At 68.6% G+C, this 21319-nt stretch carries 18 protein-coding genes and 8 pseudogenes; 12 read left to right on the forward strand and 14 right to left on the reverse strand.

All coding sequences use genetic code 11. The annotated features are described in order from the left end of the window. Positions 1–114 precede the first annotated feature (114 nt). Positions 115–432: a hypothetical protein gene (locus AMK33_RS39050; protein WP_073938005.1), complete on the forward strand. Its 318-nt coding sequence runs from the start codon at positions 115–117 to the stop codon at positions 430–432. 34 nt (positions 433–466) lie between these two features. Here AMK33_RS39050 and AMK33_RS39055 read toward each other — a convergent pair. After that, positions 467–842, reverse strand: a pseudogene (locus AMK33_RS39055) (transposase); the annotation flags it as partial. A 59-nt stretch (positions 843–901) separates the two neighbouring features. Between AMK33_RS39055 and AMK33_RS44845 the strand changes: the two are divergent. The 6 genes and pseudogenes from AMK33_RS44845 to AMK33_RS44515 form a co-directional block, all read left to right on the forward strand. Beyond that, on the forward strand, positions 902–1027 hold the full coding sequence (locus AMK33_RS44845) for a hypothetical protein (RefSeq protein WP_268817401.1): 126 nt from the start codon (positions 902–904) through the stop codon (positions 1025–1027). Positions 1028–1117: 90 nt separating this feature from the next. Beyond that, complete coding sequence (locus AMK33_RS39060; protein WP_073938006.1) at positions 1118–1381, forward strand: hypothetical protein; 264 nt, start codon at positions 1118–1120, stop codon at positions 1379–1381. Positions 1382–1487: 106 nt separating this feature from the next. After that, a pseudogene (locus AMK33_RS44505) lies at positions 1488–1886 on the forward strand (helix-turn-helix domain-containing protein); the annotation flags it as partial. Positions 1887–2178: 292 nt separating this feature from the next. Further along, positions 2179–2565 carry a transposase gene (locus AMK33_RS44510; protein ID WP_235618342.1) on the forward strand — a complete coding sequence of 129 codons (387 nt, stop codon included), beginning with the start codon at positions 2179–2181 and terminating at the stop codon, positions 2563–2565. A gap of 598 nt (positions 2566–3163) precedes the next feature. Then, entirely contained in the window at positions 3164–4705 is a 1542-nt protein-coding gene (locus AMK33_RS39070) for a condensation domain-containing protein (RefSeq protein ID WP_235618343.1), read from the forward strand. Positions 4706–5023: 318 nt separating this feature from the next. Beyond that, positions 5024–5281, forward strand: a pseudogene (locus AMK33_RS44515) (IS6 family transposase); the annotation flags it as partial. Between the two features lie 411 nt (positions 5282–5692). Here AMK33_RS44515 and AMK33_RS39085 read toward each other — a convergent pair. The 3 genes from AMK33_RS39085 to AMK33_RS39100 all read right to left on the reverse strand — a co-directional run bounded on the left by AMK33_RS39085 (position 5693) and on the right by AMK33_RS39100 (position 8257). Then, the gene (locus tag AMK33_RS39085; RefSeq protein ID WP_235618344.1) at positions 5693–6103 is read right to left on the reverse strand and encodes an ATP-binding protein; all 411 of its coding nucleotides are present in this window, start codon (positions 6101–6103) and stop codon (positions 5693–5695) included. A gap of 11 nt (positions 6104–6114) precedes the next feature. Further along, positions 6115–6300, reverse strand: a complete 186-nt coding sequence (locus tag AMK33_RS44520) for a hypothetical protein (RefSeq protein WP_073938008.1) — start codon at positions 6298–6300, stop codon at positions 6115–6117. Positions 6301–7405: 1105 nt separating this feature from the next. Further along, entirely contained in the window at positions 7406–8257 is an 852-nt protein-coding gene (locus AMK33_RS39100) for a LysR family transcriptional regulator (RefSeq protein WP_073938009.1), read from the reverse strand. A gap of 80 nt (positions 8258–8337) precedes the next feature. Between AMK33_RS39100 and AMK33_RS39105 the strand changes: the two are divergent. The 4 genes and pseudogenes from AMK33_RS39105 to AMK33_RS45410 form a co-directional block, all read left to right on the forward strand. Continuing rightward, a pseudogene (locus tag AMK33_RS39105) lies at positions 8338–8829 on the forward strand (cupin domain-containing protein); the annotation flags it as partial. A 168-nt stretch (positions 8830–8997) separates the two neighbouring features. After that, entirely contained in the window at positions 8998–9360 is a 363-nt protein-coding gene (locus AMK33_RS39110; RefSeq protein ID WP_079195165.1) for a DoxX family protein, read from the forward strand. Between the two features lie 495 nt (positions 9361–9855). Beyond that, on the forward strand, positions 9856–10461 hold the full coding sequence (locus AMK33_RS39115) for a dihydrofolate reductase family protein (RefSeq protein WP_073938010.1): 606 nt from the start codon (positions 9856–9858) through the stop codon (positions 10459–10461). A 210-nt stretch (positions 10462–10671) separates the two neighbouring features. Beyond that, positions 10672–11067 carry a transposase family protein gene (locus AMK33_RS45410; protein ID WP_383464756.1) on the forward strand — a complete coding sequence of 132 codons (396 nt, stop codon included), beginning with the start codon at positions 10672–10674 and terminating at the stop codon, positions 11065–11067. Between the two features lie 128 nt (positions 11068–11195). On the opposite strand, the pseudogene AMK33_RS39130 reads toward AMK33_RS45410, so the two are convergent. Further along, positions 11196–11513: pseudogene (locus tag AMK33_RS39130) on the reverse strand (Dps family protein); the annotation flags it as partial. A gap of 207 nt (positions 11514–11720) precedes the next feature. Between AMK33_RS39130 and AMK33_RS39135 the strand changes: the two are divergent. Further along, positions 11721–12599 carry an ABC transporter substrate-binding protein gene (locus AMK33_RS39135; protein ID WP_235618345.1) on the forward strand — a complete coding sequence of 293 codons (879 nt, stop codon included), beginning with the start codon at positions 11721–11723 and terminating at the stop codon, positions 12597–12599. 57 nt (positions 12600–12656) lie between these two features. On the opposite strand, the gene AMK33_RS39140 is transcribed toward AMK33_RS39135, so the two are convergent. From AMK33_RS39140 to AMK33_RS39180, 9 genes and pseudogenes are all read right to left on the reverse strand, one after another. Continuing rightward, the gene (locus tag AMK33_RS39140; RefSeq protein WP_079195164.1) at positions 12657–15422 is read right to left on the reverse strand and encodes a SpoIIE family protein phosphatase; all 2766 of its coding nucleotides are present in this window, start codon (positions 15420–15422) and stop codon (positions 12657–12659) included. Positions 15423–15964: 542 nt separating this feature from the next. Beyond that, on the reverse strand, positions 15965–16357 hold the full coding sequence (locus AMK33_RS39145) for a hypothetical protein (protein ID WP_073938012.1): 393 nt from the start codon (positions 16355–16357) through the stop codon (positions 15965–15967). 16 nt (positions 16358–16373) lie between these two features. After that, a pseudogene (locus AMK33_RS39150) lies at positions 16374–16756 on the reverse strand (transposase family protein); the annotation flags it as partial. Between the two features lie 237 nt (positions 16757–16993). Continuing rightward, positions 16994–17167, reverse strand: a complete 174-nt coding sequence (locus AMK33_RS42680) for a hypothetical protein (protein WP_158075187.1) — start codon at positions 17165–17167, stop codon at positions 16994–16996. 203 nt (positions 17168–17370) lie between these two features. Then, positions 17371–18047 (reverse strand): annotated as a pseudogene (locus AMK33_RS42685) (response regulator). Then, positions 18044–18658 (reverse strand): sensor histidine kinase, encoded by a 615-nt coding sequence (locus tag AMK33_RS39165; RefSeq protein ID WP_443030958.1) that lies wholly within the window; start codon positions 18656–18658, stop codon positions 18044–18046. The pseudogene AMK33_RS42685 and the gene AMK33_RS39165 overlap by 4 nt, the downstream one beginning before the upstream one ends. A gap of 87 nt (positions 18659–18745) precedes the next feature. Further along, positions 18746–19469: pseudogene (locus AMK33_RS39170) on the reverse strand (telomere-associated protein Tap); the annotation flags it as partial. Beyond that, positions 19470–20033 (reverse strand): GNAT family N-acetyltransferase, encoded by a 564-nt coding sequence (locus AMK33_RS39175; protein ID WP_073938024.1) that lies wholly within the window; start codon positions 20031–20033, stop codon positions 19470–19472. A 495-nt stretch (positions 20034–20528) separates the two neighbouring features. Then, positions 20529–21269 (reverse strand): hypothetical protein, encoded by a 741-nt coding sequence (locus tag AMK33_RS39180; protein WP_235618346.1) that lies wholly within the window; start codon positions 21267–21269, stop codon positions 20529–20531. Between the last annotated feature and the right edge of the window lie 50 nt (positions 21270–21319).

Here is a 21319-nt window from a genome sequence, read left to right on the forward strand (position 1 = left end):
ACAACCTAAATCACCAGTATTGGATCTAAGACGTCATCTCGATTGGCGTGTAAACGTAGGGCTCAGGCTTGCTGTGATACACATCTGACCTGCAGGTTGCGCCATACTCCACGAGTGACTACACCGATAGGCCCCGTGGTCCTCTTCGATGACGACTACTACATGTACGTCCTCCAGGACCAAGCGTCCGCCGAGGCATGGTGGGAGATGCCCGACGAGTACGCCTGCGGGTTCGACGCCCTCGCCAGACCGTTGCGTATGACGGGTGAGCCGCATCAGGTCACCCTTGAGCTCAGTGGTGATGAACCGGCCGAGGCCGACCTGCGTCGTCTCGTCGTCGACCACTACCAGCGGTTCCTGCAAGGGCGGACGCCGCCCCGAGGATCCACTCTTTCAGAGTTCATTGCGGGACTGCCTGTCGAGAGCGCGTAACGCAAATCTGTTCGTCGGATAGCACGCCAGCGGATCAGGAAACGAGCCTGCGGTAGCAGATGAGAGTGCAGGCGGTGCTGGTGAAGGCGAGAAAGTGGTCGGTCGGTCTCGCGTTCGTAGCGTCGGTGAAGGCGTCGACAGCCGGCGAGCCAGGCCATGGTGCGTTCGATGGTCCAGCGGTCGCGGCCCAGCCGCTGCGAGGGCTCGACACCCTTGCGGGCGATGCGGTGGGCGAGGCCGCGCTGGCGTAGCCAACGCCGCGGGTGGGAGTAGTCATAGCCCTTGTCGCCGTGGAGCTTGCCCGGCTTGCACCGCCTGCGTCCACGACGGGAGCGGATCGGCGGAATGCCCTTCACCAACGGGATCAGAGCCTGGCTGTCGTGCAGGTTCGCCGCCGAGATTGCGACAGAGAATCGCCCAGCTCCTGGCCGCCGTCCTAGCCCTCATCCGCAACTGGACCCCACGTGACATGAACACCACCCTCTACTGGCCCAATCACCCCACAACATCACAGCCAGCACATATTGAGCCGAAACTGGTGGGTTGCCTGCTGTCGGTGACGGCTTTGACCCAGGGTCTGAGCGGCATTGCATGACGGCTTCGATCGCCGGTGGTGTGTATCGAGGGCAGTCGAGAGCGACAGTAGTTGGACCGGCAATATGAGGGCATGGATACGAATGACCCCATGCGGAGTGCTGAGGACGAGGACGTGTGCCGTGTCTGCGGCTACACGGACGGCGATCTCTTCTTCGAGGACACCTGGCCGACCCACATCATCTGTCCCTGTTGTAGCTGGGAGTCGGGCACTCAGGCGCTGGGGCTTGAGGGAACCCGGGAGTACCGCGGCTACTGGACTGGGCAGGGCGCCCCATGGTTCTCACCCCTCGCGCGCCCGAAGGACTGGGACCTGCTCGCACAGCTGCAGAACATTCCCCCGCACTGGCGCTGACCCCACGTCCTGCAGCGATTGTGGCCGTAACCAGATTCCGTCCAGACACACGGCGCAGCCGTCGCCTGCACCTGCTCGTTGATCGGGTGTGATCGAGGGTGGGGACATGAGGCGGTTGTCGCCGGCTGCGCAGGAAGATCTGCGGTTGCGAGTAGTGGGCGCGCTGGAGTCGGGGCGGGTTCGAACTTACGGCCAGGCCGCGGAGGTGTTCGGGGTCTCCGTGCGGTCGGTGGGGACCTGGTGGCGGGCCAGCCGGACGGGTGGGCGGCAGGCGCTACTCGCGGCAGTACGAGAACCCCGGGCGGGCAAGGGCGAGCTGATCGATATGTCTGCTCGTGGGGCGGTCCTTGCGGCGATGCGGGAGTACACCCCGGCTAGCATCGGGCAGTCCGGAGTGCTGTGGACCCGCGCCTCGGTCAGGACGCTGGTCAAGCTGGTGTGCGGGGTGGCGATGACCGAGCAGGGGGTGGGCAAGTGGCTGCGCCGGCACGGCTTCACTCCGCAGCGCCCGGCCCGCCACTCCTACCGGCAGCACAACGACCAGGCCAGCCGTTGGCTTCAGGAAGAGTATCCGGCGATCCGGGCCAGGGCGAGTAAAGAGAAGGCCGAGCTGGTCTGGGCCGATCAGTGCGGACTGCGCTCGGACACCGCGCCGCCCGGCCGCTCATGGGCACCGGCCGGGCAGACACCGCTGGTGCGGGTGAACGGCCGCCGCTTCAGGATGAACATCATGTCGGCGATCGCCTCGCGGGGCGCTGTGGTTCACCGTCTTCCCGGGCAAGTTCACCGCGAAGGTGATGTGCGGGTTCCTCAATCGCCTCGGTCGCCAGACCGGGCGGAAGGTCCACGTGATCGTAGACCGGCACCCAGTCCACCGCAGCAAGGCCGTCCGTGCCTGGCTCGCCGCTAACGCCGACCGCATCGAACTGCATCTGATGCCCGGTTACAGCCCGGAACTCAACCCCGACGAGCTGCTGAACGCCGACCTGAAACACCACGTCCACGCCGCCCGCGCCACCTCCACCGACGACCTGGCCCGCGAGACCCGGCGCTTCTTGCACCGCCGCCAGCGCCAACCACGCATCATCTGCGGATACTTCGCCGCCCGGCATGTCCGCTACACCTCAGAAAGACCGCTCCTGGACATGGGCACGCTCCGAGAACTGGGCATCGAATGGGCATAGGGACGGCAGCGAGACCCCGGGGCCGCGCCGGTCCTGGGGGCTCGTGCGCGGGGACCGCTGCGGCTTCTCGACAACCGTCTCCTCATCCATCCCGCGATGACGACGTCCGGACTCGGCCACGACAACCCGCTTCACCCGGTGGTGGAACCTCATCGAGGCGGGTCACCGGCACTTCTCGCGGCCGGATGTCCCGGGTCCGGGTCGAGCCGTAGTGCCGCCACCACGGGAAATGGACTGGGACCGTCCTAGCCGAACGGGCCAACCGGACGCGGTGAGACAGTGTGAGGCATACTCGCCGGCCCCCTGTGCCACCTCCTCCGGGACCGGGGAGGCAGATAACCCCGGAAGCAGGTTCCGACAGGCCGAACTCACCGGCCGGGCGGTGGAGCCCACCTGAGCAGGCTGACTCCCTTGCTTCCCGCTCTCCTCTTACCTGTCGACAGGCATTTCTTCCTGATCGGTCCACCCGACGGCCGCGCCGGCGGCGGGATTCGCCCCCGGGCAATAAGTAACCAAACGATCAAGCAATGCTACTCTCTGTATTCGATCGCTGATCAGGGCGGTCCGGTCCCCGGTCAGCGGGTGTCCGGGAAGCCCGTTGCTTCAGGGATACAGGGCGCGAGCCCGGGTGTGCTGCGACAGCAATTCAGCTGCTCCCACAGGCTCGACCGCCGCCGCTGTCGACCTGCTGATCTGCGGAACACCATCCCTCTGGCATGGGAGGAACACAAGCATGCGCCAAATCCCCTGGGAATCGGCCGATATCGCGCCGGGGCACATTGTCCAGTGGCGTGTGAGGGTCGTGGGCCCAGCTCCTGCGGACCGCCCCCGGGAGGAATACCGCCGGAGCGCGTCGTTCAATCAGGACAAGCACTACTCACTGATCGAGGCCACCCGCAACACCGAGGACCCGCTGGCCTCATGGCTTGCTGTCACGTTCGAGGTCGAGGGAACGCTGCACCGTGGAGCGTTGGAGAAGGCGCTGCTCCATCTGGTGCGACGGCACCACTGCTTGCGCTGCGAGTTCCGGCGGCTCACCGAGGACCTCGCCCTCGCCGTGTACGGGCCGGACGACATCGAGCTGGAAGCCGTCGACATGGGCGCGTTCGACACACCGCAGGAGGTCCGCGCGTTCCTGGCGGACAGCTTTCAGAAGGACGCCGACACGCTGGTCTGGCCGCCGTACACCATGGGGGCGGTCGTTCGGGACGGCGGCTCCACCACGGTGTACCTCGCGTTCGACCACATCGTCTCCGACGGAATGTCGATGCCGAACATCGCCTACGACGTTCAGACCGCGTACGCCGCCTACTGCGCTGGCGAGGACCCCGAACTCCCGCCTGCCGGAAGCTACGTCGACTTCGCCCGGGAACAGCGGCACCGCTACGCATCCATCGAGGTCGACGACGGCAGTCTCGCCTACTGGAAGGCGTTCATCGCCCGGAACGGCGGTATCTTCCCGCGGTTCCCGCTGGACCTCGGGGCCGAGCCCGGTCGCCTGTACCCGGCGTTCAACGAATCCGCGACCCTGCTGAACGACCGAGAGGCCGAGATGCTGGAGGTCCGCTGCCGGGAAGTGGGCGGGAAACCCTTCATGGGACTCCTCGCGGCGGTTGCCGTGGCTCTGCGCGAGGAGGGCGGACCGGACCTCTACCGCGCGCTGTTGCCGGTCAGCGAGCGCGGCCGGGACACCTGGCGGCACTCCGTCGGCTGGTTCGTCAATACCCTGCCCATCGAATTCTCCGTTGCCAGGGAACTGGATTTCGCCCAGCTCATCGCAGGGGTACGGGATGGATTCAGCACGATGATGGAGAGCATCGACGTGCCCTTCGTCCGGGCATGGGAACTCCTCGCACCCGAGTACTTCACGGGCCGCAGCTGGCCGTTCCCGGTCAACTTCGTCTCCTACATCGACATGAGGAAGTGTCCGGGAGCCGAGAACCACGCACGATGGCGGCCGATGGCATACGTGTGGGTGTCGTGCGTGAACGGCACCACCTCATGGTTCCAACGGGATTCCGACGGCCTACACATCAACTCGATCTACGTCGACATCCCGCAGGCCCACCAGACCATGGCCCGCCTCCAAGACACCCTCCGCAAGACACTACGGACGATGGCCCGTTCTGCGGCGATGTGAGTGAACGCTGGGCGCTCACGCACCTGATCGGGCCCGACGCGCCCCGGCAGTGCCAGTCTGGGGTTCCGTCGCGTGGCCTGGGCGCGAGTCGGACAACGTCAGTGGCACAGGTGGTCGATGGATCAAGGAGTGCCGCTTCCTGCGCGCGCAGGCCGACCGCTGAGATGCCGGCGGTGGCGTGCTCGTCAGTGCCGTGCCACCGCCCCTGCACAGAAGCCGCTGTGGGTGGTACCAGAACCTCGGCCGCCAGGAAGGCCTCCTCACTCCCGCGGGCGCTGACACGTTGGCTGAGCCGGTGGGATGATCTTCTGGTTGATCATGCGGGAGGGGTTGTCCGTGGACAGCGCGTCGCCGTCGTGCAAGGGGCACCGGTACCCGGTCGAGGTCATCTCCCACTGCGTGTGGCTGTACTTTCGCTTCCCGCTGTCGTTCCGGGAGGTCGAGGAGCTGATGCTTGGACGCGGTGTGGTCGTCTCGTACGAGACGGTCCGGCGGTGGTGCGCCAAGTTCGGGCAGGCCTATGCGAACGGACTGCGCCGCCGCCGACCGAGGCCCTGGGATAAACGGCATCTGGATGGTGACTGCCCCATGCGTCGCTGCTGCCCGCGAGCACGGTGTGCTGTCGGCCGCAGGCCAGAACAAAAACGAGGACCTGGTCGGCGCCGCCGAAGCAGCCCGGATCCTCGGATACAGCAACGACGACAGCTTCATCAGCGCCCTCGGCCACGGACTCCTGCCCGCTCTCGAACAACCCGACGGATTCGAGTACCGCCGCGGCGGCGCCGGCCGACCACGGCCGGCGACTGGGGGCACATTGGCCTCAAGCCCGCCCCGGGCGCCTCGTCGCTGGGTGATCAATCCCGTGCCTCAGCGGTGTGGTCTTCGGCCGGCGGGTGCGGTTCCTCGATGTGGTAGCAGGGGCGTCTGGCTGGGTGGTGGGGGTGCCGACTGGAGGATGCGCGCCGCGGTCGTGCGGTTCGGGAGGGCTCAGTGCGGGGTGCGGCCGGTGATCGCGCCGCCGGGGTCGGTGAGCTGGGCGATGCGGACACAGATGCATTTGCCGACTGGCTCCCGGTGGGTTTCGAAGCTCTGGGCCACGGCCATGACGATCTCCAGGCCGTGCCGGCCGACCCGGCCCGCATCGGCGGCTCGCGCCAGGGGCAGGGCCGAGTTCGAGTCCCGCACCTGCGCCTCGACCGTATCCCCGACAATGCGAAGGCCCATCAGCACCGGGCCCGGAACGTACTTGCGGGCGTTGATGACCAGCTCACTGGCCACCAGCTGGATCAGGCCCAGCGCCCGCTGGTCAACCGGCAGGCCGTGCTCGGCCTGGACCCCGGTCAGGAGGGCTGCTGCCAGGTGGCATGCCCGCCCGCTGCTCCCAGCGGGCGAGGGCAACGGCCGCAGTCCTACAGGGCCCTGGGAGGCTGCCTCGGCTCGAAGACGCTCTGCGGGGCGCTCGGCTGGGCGGTGGCTGCCCCGCGCAGTACCTGTGCCAGGTCTCGGTGTATCCGGTCGGCTTCGCCTCGGACCTGGACGGGGATGTCGCCGCGTTCGGCGACGAGGCGGTCGTAAACAGGGGTCTGCGAGAACACGGTGAGGCGGTTTCCCTTCAGCGAGCGGTACGCCGGACCGGCGCAGCATACTGGCCCGGATACCGCCCTGCTGGAGGCGGGGCGTTCAGGCCGGAACGGCGGGGACGGAATCCTCGGTGGTCCAGTCGCCGTCGCAGAGGGCGGCGACCAGGCGGGCGTGGTCGCCGGGGAGTCAGCCGGCGCGGTGTTCGGTGCGGGCTTTGGCAAGCCAAGTGCTGATCTTGACGGTGTCGCCGCCAACCCCACATCCCCACCAGGCCCGGCCTCTCCCGCACGGACCTGCCGGGAACTGATCACCTACCCGGAAACCGTCATCCTCGCCGCAGCCCTCGACCGCCTGCCCCCTCTCCCCTGCCACGCGCCGGGTAAGCCGTCCTCCTCCTCCACCTCGCCGGCCGCCTGCACCCGCCCCGCCTCGTACCCACCGCCCACGACCTGCTCTGGACATGCCTGACCACCCACTGAAACCAGCCCCGCACCCGGCTCCCGGCGCCCCGCCGACTCCCGCACCACAGACGCGCCAACCACACTGCGCAAGAACCAACGCCCCGCTCAACTCACTGCACAGCAGAAGCAACCAACTCAGCCCACGCACCACCCGCCGCCGGGCCTTGGACACGCCGTGGGACTCACCCACGGAACAGACACGCCACATCTGCGTGGGATGGTCAGTCGACCGCGCGCGGTACCAGCCGCACAACGCTCATGACTCCGCGCCCGATCCACCCGAGCAGGCCCGTCTCCACGGCCGGCTAGGCAGCGGTGCGGTCCCGCATCCGTTGCCATTCCCGTCTCCACCTGGGCGGAGTTGGCCCGTCTCAGTTCGCTTTGACGGCTTGGACGGTGGGGGCCGTACAGGCGGCAGTTCCCACGGCTTCAGGGACCCGCTGATCAGGCCCGCCACGCACTGAACGGCACCTGCCGTGCAGTGCCACCAGCCGCCGTTCCGGGAGGCCACCGTGACAGTCCACTCGTCGGGGTCGGCCACACTGGTGGTCCAGAGGAAGTAGTCGCCCTGGAACGACGTGGCCCAGGGCAGCAGCCCTCCGGGAGCGGGAAACGGGTACAGAGGGGCGACCGTGTCGGCGTGCCGCCGGTGAGTCGCTCAGTCGTGGTAGGCGGCGGTCGCGATCTGGACGAACGAGCGGATCAGTGGATTCGTGTCGGCCTCGTTCCATGCCACCACCACGCGGCTCGGCGGCATGTCGATCAGCGGCACCACGGTGAGCCCCTCTCCCGGCTCGTGGTCCAGGAGAGTCATGCCGACCGTGCCGTTCCAGAGAACGGCTTGCCGGCATTCCTGGACGGCGCGTACCACCGGGCCCTCGCGAGGTTCCCCGCCGTTCCAGTACGACTGCCAGATGGGGTCGGTGCCCTCCGGGAACAGGAACCAGCGGCGGTCGGCCAGGTCGGCCAGCTTCAGGCTGTCGCGACGGGCCAGCGGATCGTCGGCGCGCAGCAGCGCTCCCACCGGGTCGGCGCGCAGCTCGTGCACGGTCAGGCCGGTCTCGTCGAACGGCTCGCGGGTCAGGGCGACGTCGACCAGTCCGGCGTGCAGCCCGCAGGTGGGATCGGTCAGGTCGGTCTCGCGGATGCGGACCTCGACGCACGGGTGCCGCCGGTGGTAGGCGTTGGCCAGCCGGGTTGCGCCTGGGTCGGTGCTGTCACCCAGTATGCCGACGGTGATGGTCGCGGCGCCGGCGGCCGCCGCCACGCGTACGCGTACCCGGTCGGCTTGGTCGAGCAGGGCGCGAGCCTCATCGAGCAGTACCGCCCCCACCGGAGTGAGCGTGACACCGGCGGAGGATCGGTTGAGCAGCGCGGCGCCGACCTCGGTCTCCAGCTGCTTGATCGCCCGGCTCAGTGGCGGCTGACTCATGTGCAGCCGGCCGGCGGCCCGGCCGAAGTGGAGTTCTTCGGCGACCGCCACGAAATAGCGCAGCGTGCGTAGCTCCATGCTGCGACGATACCCGTACGGTATCGAGATCTCGGAATGGGTCTTGGACAGTCGCAGTGCCCTGGCAGTGGAATCGGGGCATGACTGACGAACATGAGGCCGATGAGCCGGTCGCCGACCCCGCCGTGTCGGTGGTCGGTCCGGGCGACGGTGAGACGATCTTCCTGGGCACCACGCGACTGCGCGTCCTCGAAGACGGCAGAAACACCGGGCACCGCCTCGGGCTCGCCGAGTCCGTCCTCGCGCCGCACACGCCCGGACCGCCGCAGCATCGTCACGCCCAGCACGACGAGGGTTTCTACATCATCTCCGGCACGGTCCGGTTCACGGTCGGCGAGAAGGACTACGACGCGGCCGCCGGCACGCTCGTGATGGTCCCGCCTGGAGCCCCGCACACCTTCGCCAACATGACCGACCAACCGGCCGTCATGCTCAGCACTTTCACGCCAGATCTGTACGTGCAGTACTTCCGAGACCTCCAGGACATGATCGCCAGCGGCCAGGCATTGACGCCACAGGCGAACATCCAAGTGATGAGCCGTTACGCCACCGAACCCGCCACCGACTTCGCCCAGAAACCGGAAGGACAACGCCGTCCGGCTGCCCGGTACCGGATCCGTGCAGCCCAGGCGGCTCCCACCTCTCAAGGTCCGGGTCGCTTACGCACCCGCTCATGCATTTGTCGGTGCTCCCCTGCTGAGGATGTGGTCACCTACAACTGGTGGCCGTGGATGGGAATCATGAACGTCGCATATTGGATCGCCGCCGGCCTTCTCGCTCTCTTCTACCTCTATGGGGGCGGGGTGAAGGTGGTCCGGAGCCGGGAGCAGCTCCGACCGATGATGGCCTGGGTGGACAGCACGCCGATGCCGGCCGTCAGAGCCATCGGGGTGATCGAAGTGCTCGGCGCGTTCGGGCTGATCCTCCCGCCGCTGACCGGCATCGCTCCCTGGCTGGCCCTGGCTGCGGCCATCGGGTTCGCGGTCCTGCAGATCGGCGCGATCAGGGTTCACCTGAGCCTCGGAGACCGCCGGATCGCTCTCAACATCACGCTTGTTCTCGCTGCGGCCGTGACCATCTGGCCGGCGACAACATGGCTGTGACTTCAGACATGGCCGGCGGCCTATGAGTTCGTTCCACGATCACGACGGGCGTTCTTGAGGCGGCGCCAAGCGAAGAGGACCGTCGGCTTCTCGGACTCTGGGCTGCCGATTGCGCCGAGCGGATGTTCCCGCTGTTTCGAGGTGAAGACTCCCCCTGACGCCCTCACTCGCGAGGCGATCGAGAATACCCGGGCCTACGCACACCGCAGGGAGGCTTCAGGTTCCGGAATCGCGTGGATCGTCGGGGCTGTTCGCGGGTGGGGCTGAGCTGGGGCTTTGACGAGCTCAAACCGCCGTTCCCCATCGCGTGGAGATCATCACCCGACTGCGTGCATAGTGCAATCATGTGGGGCTCCAGGCCCTCCGAAGCGGTGCCGCTCCGCCGACCTGACCGGCCGCGGCGTCATGGGTTTTCTCGTCACTCCCCAGCGTGGCCGATGAGTTCGTGGCTCCCGGCCGGTCCAAGCTCGTGACACCCCAGGAAAGGACACCGCCATGTCGGAGCTTCTCGTCGACTTCATCACCTCCCTCGACGGCCACGCATCGGGAGAGGGATGGCCCGGGTTCTGGGGCCTGGAGGGACCGGAGTACCTCGCATGGCTCGGCGAGCAGCCCGAGGCCACCTACCTGTTGGGAGCGAACACCTACCGTCTGATGTCGGGCTTCGCCGCAGGCGAGGTCCCGAAGGGCCAGGACGAGTTCAGGCCCGAAGAGGAGGCGTCCGTCGACGAGCTCACGCAAGCGTCCAAGGTGGTGTTCTCCTCCTCCCTCGAGGAGCCGCTGACGTGGGCCAACTCCACGCTCGTCCGCGACGACGCCGTCGAGGCGGTCCGCGCCATGAAGTCGAGTGGCCCGGGGCTCCTCAGCACCATCGGCAGCCTCAGCCTGTGCCGGTCCCTGCTACGAGCCGGACTCGTCGACCGCTTCCGGGTCGTGATGTTCCCGGTGATCACCGGGGCCACGGGCGAAGAACGCATCTACGACGGCTATCCGGACGTTGCCCTCGAGATGATCGAGCACCGCACCTTCGACGGCCGCATCCAGCTGGTCGAGTACAAGCCCCGCGTGCTCGAGCACCCGCCGCTCGGCGTCCCGGCGTGACGTCACCCCGTCCGCCGGTCTGGACGGTCGCCCGCCGGCGCCGGCAGGCGCGGAACAAGACCCGATAGGGGGCGAACGGCCAACGTCAGGACGCCCGGTCCATCATCGCTGCGCGACAGGAGACGCCCGGTCCATCGTCGCTGTGCGACAGGAGTTGACGCCGCAGCAGAACAGGCACGGAGCCAGTGATCATGTCGGTGCCGAAGCCGGCTGGTCACGAAGAGGTCCCGTGCCTGCCCGCTCGTCTTCGCCCATCTCGAGCGCGTCCCTGTCCCGCACTCGCGCCGCGGCCGTTGGTATCCCCTGGTCAGCGTGCTGATGATCTGCTCGTGCGCGGTGGTCTCCGGCGCGCGGACCATCGAGAAGATCGCCGAGTGGGGCCAGCGCGCCGCCGTCGGCGATGGACGCGCTGTGCGGCTACCTGGCCGTCCTCCAAGGGCATTGCCCCGGTGCGTTTCCCGGTCCGGTGCCGCTGGGCAAGCCGGACGCCGCCGGGCGGGCGCGTGCGGCCGAGCAACTCGATGCGGCCGGGACGCCGGCGCCGGACCAGCGGCTGTTGCGCGTCCTGCTCGACGACGACAAGACCGCGTCCGAGCAGGCTCTTGAGGAACGGCTCGTGGCACATCGCGAAAGCGTCGGCACCGACCCGGCTGCCCGGAGCCTGCTGCCGGTGAAGGCCGTCACCCTGTCCGCCGCCTGTCCTGCGGCGCCGGTCTCCGTGGTGGCGCCGCGAGTGCTGAGCCTGCCGCCGCTGGACTCCAGGTGCGCTCGTCGACCAGGGCACCGGAGGTTCCCTTGGGCTCGCCGCCGAGGGTGGAGATCCGCTCGGCGAGGTCGTCGGTCATGGACCGCACCTCGTCCACCTGAGGGTCGAGCATCTCGTGGACCGCGATGAAGTGCGGACCGACCACGTTCCGGTGTATGTGCTTCAACGTCAGGTGCAGATCGTTCAGCGCGTGCAGGCACAGCTGCAGCATCGCCACGATCCGGCTGCTGTCCTGCCTGCTCATACCCGGCACGGTGTACGAGAGGTCGGAACCCTGAGAGGGCACGGCGCTACTCCTCTGTTCGTCCTATGCGGCGATGAACACAAGAGCAGGCCCGGGGCGGCACGTCGCGTGGCCGCGCACGACAGCCCGCGACTGTCACCGGAGCGGAGCACCCCGCCGGGCTGCGGGCCGTCCTCAGGCTCGGGCGGTCGCATCGTGTGTGGTGATTTATGGTGACGTAAGGAGCATGTCCCTACCGGAGGTGCAATGATGCGCGCCGCGGCAGCGATCGTCTCCGGGGCTGTCAGTATGGCGCTCATCGCCGTGACGTCGGCGTGCGACCAGGGCGGGTCGGAGCCGTCGAACGTCCGTTACGGTGACTGCCCGATCTCAGGACAATACGGGGAGTTCGACCTGTCGCCCGAGACGGCGGGCGCCCTCACGGTCAAGACGACCCTGCCCGCGCCCGGCTGGTGGAACGGCGACACGCCGGACTCCGTGACGAGCGGATACGAGTACTGCATGGCGGCCAACATCGCCTACCGGGCCGGTCTCGACCGGGTGGCGGTGAAGAACGCCCCCTTCCCGGAGGTCGTGTCCGGCCGGACCAAGGACTTCGACCTGGCCCTGGCACAGATCACGATCACCCCGGAACGGAGCAGGGCCGCCGCGTTCTCCCCGCCCTACCTCTCCTCGACCCTGGGACTGCTCATCAGGGACGGCGAGCAGATCGACGAGGACAACATCCGCGACGTCCGCATCGGGGTGGCCGAGGGCACCACGGGCGAGGAGTTCGTCGCGAACCGCCTCAAGCCGACCAAGCCCGTGACCGCGTTCGCCAACGACCCCGAGCTGGTCACGGCGCTGGAGGAAGGGCGGATCGACGCGGTCGTCCACGACACGACGATCCTGCTGGCGTATCCCCGGAAGAAGGAGGACAGGGTGCGCCTCGTGGGTCAGTACAGGACCGGGCAGAGCTACGGCGCCCTGTACCCGAAGGGGTCACCCGACAAGGAGGAGCTGGACCGGATCATCAAGCAGCTGATCGACGACGGGACGCTCGCCAAACTGTCGGCCGTCTATCTCGGGGCCGCCTTCGGCCAGGATCCGGTCAAGATCCCGTACCTCACCGTCGACGACGGCTCCTGAACACCGTCGGGCGGGCGCATCCGTGAGGGGAGCACCGGTCCCGTGACCCCGTACCCCTCACAGGTCGGCCATCAGGAGACCGCCCAGGCCCCCGGTGGTACCGGCGTCCAGCGACTGCTCAGCCCAGATGATCTTCCCCCTGTCGGTGTACCGGGTGCCCCAGCGGCGCGACAGCTGGGCCACGAGGAACAGGCCACGGCCCCCTTCGTCGGTGATGGCCGCGCGGCGCAGGTGCGGGGAGGTGCTGGTGCCGTCGCCGACCTCGCAGATCAGACTGTCGCCGTCGCGCAGCAGTCGCAGGCTGATGGGGCTCGCTCCGTAACGGATGGCGTTCGTGACCAGTTCGCTGAGGATCAGCTCGGTCGTGAAGGCGGTCTCGCCGAGCCCCCAGGACTCCAGCCTGCCGGTCGCCTCGGCCCGGATCCGGGAGACGGCGGCGGGGTCGTCGGGCACCTCCCACTCCGCGACCCGGTCCGGGTCCAGCAGCCGGGTCCGTGCGACGAGCAGGGCGATGTCGTCACTCGACCCGTCGCGCAGCATCGCGTCGAGCACCGCGCGACAGGTGTCGTCCGGGGTGGCTCCGTCCGTACGGAGCAGTGCCTCCCTCAGCATGCCGAGCCCGATGTCGATGTCACGCCCTCGGGCCTCGACCAGCCCGTCGGTGTACAGGACCAGTCGGCTGTCGGCGGCCAGCCGGAGTTCGGCCGTCTCGACCGGCAGACCCCCGCCCACGCCGAGCGGCGGGGCGACGGGGATGTCGGGGAAGGTCACGGAGCCGTCGGGCGACACCAGCGCCGGACCGGGATGGCCGGCCCGGGCCAGGACACACCGCCCGGAGACCGGATCGTAGACGGCGTAGAGGCAGGTGGCACCGGTGACGGCCTCGGTGTTCCCCTCGGCCGCCGCGTCCTGGTCGATCCGGGTGATCACATCGTCCAGGTGCGCGAGAAGCTCGTCCGGAGACAGGTCCAGCGAGGCGAAGTTGTGCACCGCGGTTCTCAGGCGGCCCATCGTCGCGGCGGCGTGCAGTCCGTGGCCGACGACGTCACCGACCACCAGGGCGACCCGGGCCCCCGGCAGCGGGATGACGTCGTACCAGTCGCCGCCCACGCCCGCCTGGGCGGGGAGGTACCGGTGCCCGACCTCCAGGGCGGACAGCTCGGGGAGCGTCCTGGGCAGCAGGCTGCGCTGGAGGGTGACAGCCGTGGTGTGCTCGCGGGTGTAGCGGCGCGCGTTGTCGATGCACACGGCCGCCCGCGTGCCGAGCTCCTCGGCGGGGAAGAGGTCGTCCGACTCGAAGGGATCCTGCTCCGAACGCCAGAACTCCACGACGCCCAGCAATTGCCCCCGAGCCTGGAGCGGCACGGAGATCATGGAATGGATCCCGTATTCGATGACCTTCCGGGTCTGCTCCGGGTCCTGGGCGCGCCATCCGTCGGCCATGGCGAGGTGCGGCACCAGGACCGGACGACCGGTGGTCATGCCTACGGACACGGGGTTGTCGGACACGTAGCGCAGGGACGTCCCGACCGGGTTGAGCGGCGCCTCCTCCCGGATGCCCGCGGCTGCGATCCGGCGCATCTCCGTACGCGCCCCCGTCGGCTCGTCACCGAGCAGCACTGACTCGACCAACTCCACGGTGGCGAAGTCGGCGAAGCGCGGGACCGCCACCTCGGTCAGTTCCTCGGCGGTGCGCTTCATGTCGAGGGTCGTCCCGATCCGTGTGCTGGCCTCGTACAGCAGCTGCAGGCGCCCGCCCGCCACCTCCGCCTGGCCCGCGAGGGCGCGCAGCTCCGTGGTGTCCCGCAGGGTGGCGACGACGCCCCCCTTCGGACCCACCGGCCGCAGGCTGACCGCGAGCAGGAGATCCCCGGCGAGGAAGACCTTGTCCGTGACCGCCCGAGCCGATTCCAGCAGCCTGACCAGGGCCGGGCTCAGCCCCAGCGCCGTGACCGGCTCGCCCTCGGCCTTCGGCGGCAGGGCGAGCAGTCGGCGTGCCTCGTCGTTGACCAGCAGCAGCTTCCCGTCGCCGTCCGTGATGATCACGCCTTCGCGCACCGCGTGCAGCACCGCGTCGTGGTGCTCGTACATGCGGGTCATCTCCACCGGCAACAGACCTCGGGTCTGGCGCCGCAATCGCCCGCTGACCAGCGCCGACCCGCCCGCGGCAAGGAGCAGCGCGACACCGCCGGCCGCGAAGAGCACCGGGAGCTGGTGCTGCACCACACTGGTCACCTTGTCCACCGTGACCCCCACGGTGACGAGGCCAACCGCGGTCCCCTCCTCGTCGAAGACGGCCACCGTCGAGTCGACCGCCTTTCCCAGACTGCTGTCGAACGTGGTCTGGTAGGGCTCACCTTCGAGCGCCTCGCCGTAGGAGGCGGAGACGTGCTCCCCGATCTGGTCCGGGTCCGGGTGGGTCCAGCGGAAGCCGTAGGGGCTCAGCGCCACGACGTAGTCGACGCCGGTCTTCTTGCGCACTGCCTCGGCATGGGGCTGAAGCGCGGCGGTCGGGTCATCGCTCTGCATCGCCTCCGCCGTGCCCGGCGCCTTCGCGAACGACTCGGCCGCCACCAGCGAGCGATCACCGGCCTCCTGGATGGCGCTGTTGCGGTCCTGGATCACGAGCGCCACCACGGCCGTGACGATGAGCAACAGCACGACCACCAGTTGCAGCAGGAAGACCTGGCCGGCGACGCTGCGCGGATTCAGCAGGGACAGGACGCGCCGGCCGGCCGAGCCGCGCTGCCCCTCCGGGCCGACTTCCGACGGCACCCGGTTGCCCCGCCGACCCACCGGGACGTATTGCCGAAGCTTGCCCATTTGTCCAGTATCAGTGACCCACCCGGTGCGCGCGGCTCAGGACGGGCCTGCCGGGCGGTGCCGCGGTGAACAGGGAGAGTGTCCGTCCGGACCCGTCGGCGGGCGAGGCGCGGCAGCCCGGCCCCGCACGCGGCGCCTGCTCCGGCGGAACCGCACTCCCGGCCCATGGGGCGGACCACCTGCGCTGCGCCGGGGCCGCACCATCCAGGCCCTTGTTGCCGCCGCTTCGGCTGCGGCGTCGCGGCGCGCGTCACCTGGCCGATGGCGCGCCGATCACTATGAGCCATTTCCAACCTCAGGTTGAGGCTGGTGAAGGACGAGAACGGTCTTCACGATGCCGGTGATCCAGTTGGTGTCGCAGCGGAGCTTTCGCAGGAAACGCTAGCTTTGGGAGGTGGCCATGGCCTACTTGCCGATGCATCAGGTCTTGGCGTGGTTGCTGTGACGGAGGCGTACTGGCCGGCAGTGGCGCCCGCGCCCGTGTGGAGACGATGGAGCCGTTCCCGGTGAGGCGCACCGGGAGAGGCCCCTCGCCCGTTCGTTCAGGAAGTCCGGATCGCCCGGTCGATCTCCGCGCCGGTACGGACCACGACGACGGGCCACCCGTCCCGGAGGGGGGCGGGCAGAAGTTCGCGGTCCGCGTCCTGCTGAATCATGGTCGGCCCGCCCGGGACGACGAGCACGGCATCCAGCCGTCGCAGCAGGGCGGCCAGGAGATCCATGATCCCGTCCCCTCCGAAGCGGTTGAAGGTGATGCCGGTCGGGTTGTTGAAGTACACACCCGCCTCCTCCCCCTCCGCCGTACTCACCAGCAGGAAGTCCGTCTCGTGGTCCTGCACCACTGCATAGGGGCTGAGGACCTCGCGTGCGGCACTCATGTCCAGCGGCGCCGGCTCACCGTTCTTGAACCGGCACACGAAGATGTCAAAACTCATGGAGTCGTTCCTCACCTCAGGTCGAGACGTGGTGAAGGACGACGACGGCCTTCACCATGTCGGTGATCCGGTCGGTACCGCAGCGGAGCTTCCACAGAAGGCACCAGCCCTTCAGGGCGGCCTTGGCCTGTTCGCCGAGACAGCGGATCTTGGCGTGGGTGCTGTTGCGTCGCCGCTTCCAGCGTTTGAGCCGACGGCCCCTGAACGGCACCCGGACGAGGCGTCCGGCACCCTGGTAAGCCTTGATGCTCCTATAGACGTCAAGCAACTGATGTCCGCCCAGCACTTCGCGTCGGCCTCGGCGAGCGCGTCGATGATGCCGTGCCGCCGTGCGGCGGTCAGGTCATGGGTCGATCCGGGCAATGCCGGCGAGGCCCACAGCAGTCGGCCGAACGGGTCCCGATCTCTCGCTGCCGGGCACGGAGCCGTGTGGTCAGGTAGCGCAGGGTGCCGCTGGACAGATCGATCGACGAGGGACGGACAAGCACGCGAAGCTCCTGGCGGAAACGGGTGATCTTGATTGAGGACCCGTCTACCAGGGGCTTCGTCGTCCCGTACGGCTGGCAACCTCCGACACCTTGCCGCCGCCGTCAAGTTGGAAAAGGCTCAATGCCGCCGAATGCTGCCCGTGCAGGGTCAGTTCGCCGGCTTATATGTCTTGGCCGCGTGATCGTGGAATCGGCTCACCGTGTCCCGTGCAGCTTCGGGCCCGATAGCCACCAGCAGGTGGATACGGCCGTCGATGTCCACAGCACGGTGGAGGACGAATCGCTCCTCGCTCTCGGCCTCCCAGGTGAACTGGCCTCGCACGCCCCAGCACCTGGGCGAGATCGAAGGCGCTACGGCCGAGCGCCACGGCTCCCACTGGCCCGACGGGCCGGGCAGCCTTCCACGACCCTCTGTCGTCACTTTCTGGAGGTAGGGCCGACGGGGCCCTGACCTTCTCGGGGTGGTGGGGTGCCGGTCGACGCCACCGGGGCGCGCCGTGGCGGTGATCACACCGGTTCCGCGCGTCAACCACCGAGGCTCGGTCGGACAAGGCCGCTCTGGTAGGCGATCACGACCAGTTGAGCCCGGTCGCGTGCGTTGAGCTTGGTCATCGCGCGGGAGATGTGGCTGCGTACCGTCAGGTGGCTGAGTACCAGGTGGTCGGCGATCTCGTGGTTCGACTTGCCCAGTGCGGCCAGTGCCATGACTTCACGTTCACGCTCGGTGAGCAGGGTGAGACGTTCCGGCGCAGTGAGAGGCACGCTGTCGGCCGGGGAGGCCAGGAAGCGGGTGATCAATGCCCGGGTGGCTGTAGGGGAGAGCAGGGAGTCTCCCGCTGCCACGGTGCGGATGCCTGCCAGCAGGATGTCGGGGCCGACGTCCTTGCCGAGGAAACCGCTCACCCCGGACCGCAGGGCGAGGGCGACGTTCTCGTCGTTCTCGAACGTGGTGAGGATCAGGACCCGGGTGCCTGACAGTTCGGTCCGGGCGCAGATGTCGGCCGTGGCGGACAGTTCGTCGGTGCCGGGCATGCGGATGTCCATAGGACGATGTCGGGACGGTGCTCGAGGGTCAGTTCCACGGCCTGCTGCCCGTCGGCTGCCTCCGCTACGACCGTCATGTCCGGGTCGGAGTCGATGAGGATGCGGAAGGTGGCGCGGAGCAGCGCCTGGTCGTCGGCGAGCAGAACGCGGATGGTCATGAGGTGCTCTCCTCGGAGCTGGGAAGGGGAGCGCGCAGGCGACTTCGAAACCGCCTCCGGGCCGAGGGCCGGCGTGGAACGTTCCGCCTACCGACAGAACCCGTTCGCGCATGCCGAGCAGCCCGAAGCCACGACTGCGACCGGAGGAGCCGGGAACGGACTTGGGACGTGAGCCGGTTTCGTTGGTGATGGTGAGTGTCAGGTAGTGGGGGGGTGTAGTCCAGCCGGACCCGCGCGGAGGGTGCGGCGGCGTGCTTGGTGACATTGGTGAGTGCCTCCTGGATGATCCGGTAGGCCGTGAGGTCCAGGCCGGGCGTGAGTGCTTGTGGCCGTCCCTCGGTGCTGACGGATACGTCCAGGCCCGCTGACGCGCAGGTCTCGACGAGCTGCGGCAGCCGGTCCAGGCCCGGTGCGGGAGCCAGCTCCTGAGAGTCGGTGTCCTGCCGCAGCAGGCCGACGGTGGCCTTGAGCTCGCGGAGAGCCGCGGCAGTCACTTCCGGCAACTTCTCGATCATGGCGACGGCCTGGTCGACGGTGCGCTGGGAGATCCGCAGCATCTGGGCAACCGCCTTGGTGCCCTTGAGCTGCTTGACCAGGTAGCGCATCTGCACGCCGGCCGACTTCGGCGCCGGGCGGGTGAATGCCTTCTACACTGCGGCGTCCAGGCCGTCCCCGAACAGGCTCGTTATGGCCTTCTCCTACTCTCCGTCGTCGACGTCGGTGACGGTGCCGTCCTTGATGTAGCGGGCGAGGTCGAACTCCGGGGCGTCGAACCGCTCGCGGCCCTCTTCGCCCCACAGGACTCTCTGGGTGCCCTCGTGCTTGGCCAGGCCCGGGTTGACGCCGAGCTTGAAGCCACCGGGCAGCGGCTTGCCGTCGCGATAGGGCAGGAAGCCCAGCGGGCTCTCCCCGTTGGCTGCGTACGCGACGCAGTCGGACAGAATCGCGATGGGGTACTGCTCGGTGAACGCCGCGTGCTTGACGATCTTGCGGTGCAGGTTGGTCCGGGTGCGGGAGATGACCGCCGCCCGGATGTTCGGCCGCCGCGTCGGGCGGGACACGGCTCGCCGGGCCGTCTGCCCTCGCCGCGCGGGCGCTCGCGGAGCTTGCCCAGGCCGCCCTTCACCGTGGTCTTGATCGCCGAGACGACGATCGCCGGCTCCGGGTCGCGGCTCTTGCAGCCGTCCATCGCCGCGAGGAAGTCAGCCGGGGGAGGTCGGCGTCGACGCCAAGGTCGGCCATCGTCGCCAGGTAGGCATCGCGCAGCCGCTGGTACCAGCCGTCCGGGTAGCGGCCGTTCTCATGCCGGATGTACGCCTCCAGCGGGCGCACCTCGTAGCCGAACTCCACCGCGTACGCCACGGTGGGCGTCGCGTACCAGGGCGGCCCTTCCGGGCGTTCGCCCTTCGTGCGTGGCAGTGGTCAGCCTTGCTGGCGCAAGTCCAGCATGTAGAAGACCTTGTCGTAGCGGCGTTCGCCGACGGCGACGAAGCCGGGCAGACGGCCGTATTCGGTGAAACCCAGCGACCGGTAGAGGCGCAGGGCATTGGTGTTGTCGCCACGGGCGTCCAGGGTGAGGACCTCGATACCCGTCTCCCGGGCATCAGCGATCAAGGCAGCGGTCAGCGCCCGACCGACACCACGACCATGGGCAGCAGCGTCTACCGCGATCTTCTCCAGGTCGGCGTGTGGCCGATGAGTCGGCCGGGCGTAGCGGAGCCAGTACCCCAACCCGACCAGCTGACGGTCGAGGTAAGCGGCACGCAGGGCCGCATCCCCGGCCTGCACCGCAGAGACGACGCGGCCGAGCAGTTCCGCCACCTCATCCCGCGAGGGTGGTTCGACCCAGCCCAGCGCGGCACCTCCACCGACCAGGTCCGCCAGGATCTGGTGGGCCGACTTCGCAAACCGGACTTCCAGCTCCGGATCGGAAGCCAGCTCCATGGCGTCAAGGATGGCGGGCTCAGTGGTCACACCGCTGGTCATGGTCGGCAGCATAGCCAGCACAGGGCCCAGCCGAGACCCCGCGCTCCAGCCTCGAGTGTCCCCGAGCCGTTACCGACCCACGCTCCTGGTCAGCACCGCGAAACGCGAGGACGGACAGCGCAGCCTCGCGCCGCATCCCCACTACAGGCCGCAAAGCGCAGGTCAGAGACCTATACGCAGGTCAAGGCAGGCGGGCAGCCGGGAGAAGTTCACCGCCTCGCACGCGCGCGCCTTGGGCCGGGCCAGAGCACACGACCGGGGCGGTGAAGAAGAAGTTCCCGAGACCGGGATGATCGGGGGATGACCGACCGCCGCCCGCTGGGCACCGGAACCGACCGCGCCGACGCCTCCCGCGTGCGAGACACCGATCCGGTGCCAGCGCCACGCGCCCAGCTCGCCGCCGAACGCCTGCCCACCGTCCCGGCCGTCGAGCCTAAGCCGCGTCCGGCAGCCGGGCGCCGCGCCCTGGGTGCCGGCCCCGGTACGCCTGTGCACTCACCCCCGGCGTGACTGGGCATCGCTTCGCCCCCGGGTGACGCCTGTCGGTGCTTGCTCTCTGGATGCCGTCGCCAGCCAGGTCCGCCAGACGTGACGCGTATTGGGCACCTCGGGACGGTCCAGGAGCCAGAGAACGTATCCGGCGTGGCGCTGCGCCCATGGGTTGTCCGAACGGGCGGCTCTTCCAAGCCTGCTGCGCAGGTCCTCACTGTCCACGGCCCGGGCCACGCGCACGTACTCGCGGTCCTTGCAGCGGTAGGGCCGCTGGACGACGGTCTCGACCAGTTCCACAAGCTTGCTCCTGACCGTCTCATCGTGGTGAGCGGCAGCCACGTCTCGGATGAGGCCCTCCTTCGTGCCCCACGACTTGGCACACCGCGTCCACTCCTGCGGATACCTCGCCTCCCACTCCAGGAAGCACAGCACGTAGGGAAGACCCGGCCATGTGCTGATGCCGGGACCGGCCGGCCGGTCCCACAACCCACCTGGCAGCGAACACCTCAGGGCCTTCAGATAGTTTCTGCGCGCCGCCTGCCGCCCCAGCGGATACCCGCGACGCCACGCCCTGTTGTACCGATCCAGAGCGTCCTGGGTGTTCCTCTCGGCGTCAGCCAGACGGACAAGCGCCGCAGCACGTTCAGCCGGATCGCTTGCTGTCAGCCCGAACGCCCACCCCAGCCGCTCGTGCCACACGTCGGCACCATCCACGCTCACGCCCGTATCCGCGTCCCTCTTCACCCGGCAGATCATGCTCTACCCCAAGCCACCATCGCCTTCATTTATCCCAG

Origin of the sequence: Streptomyces sp. CB02400 (assembly GCF_001905725.1) — a bacterium.
In the GTDB taxonomy this organism is placed as follows: Bacteria; Actinomycetota; Actinomycetes; order Streptomycetales; family Streptomycetaceae; genus Streptomyces; species Streptomyces atrovirens.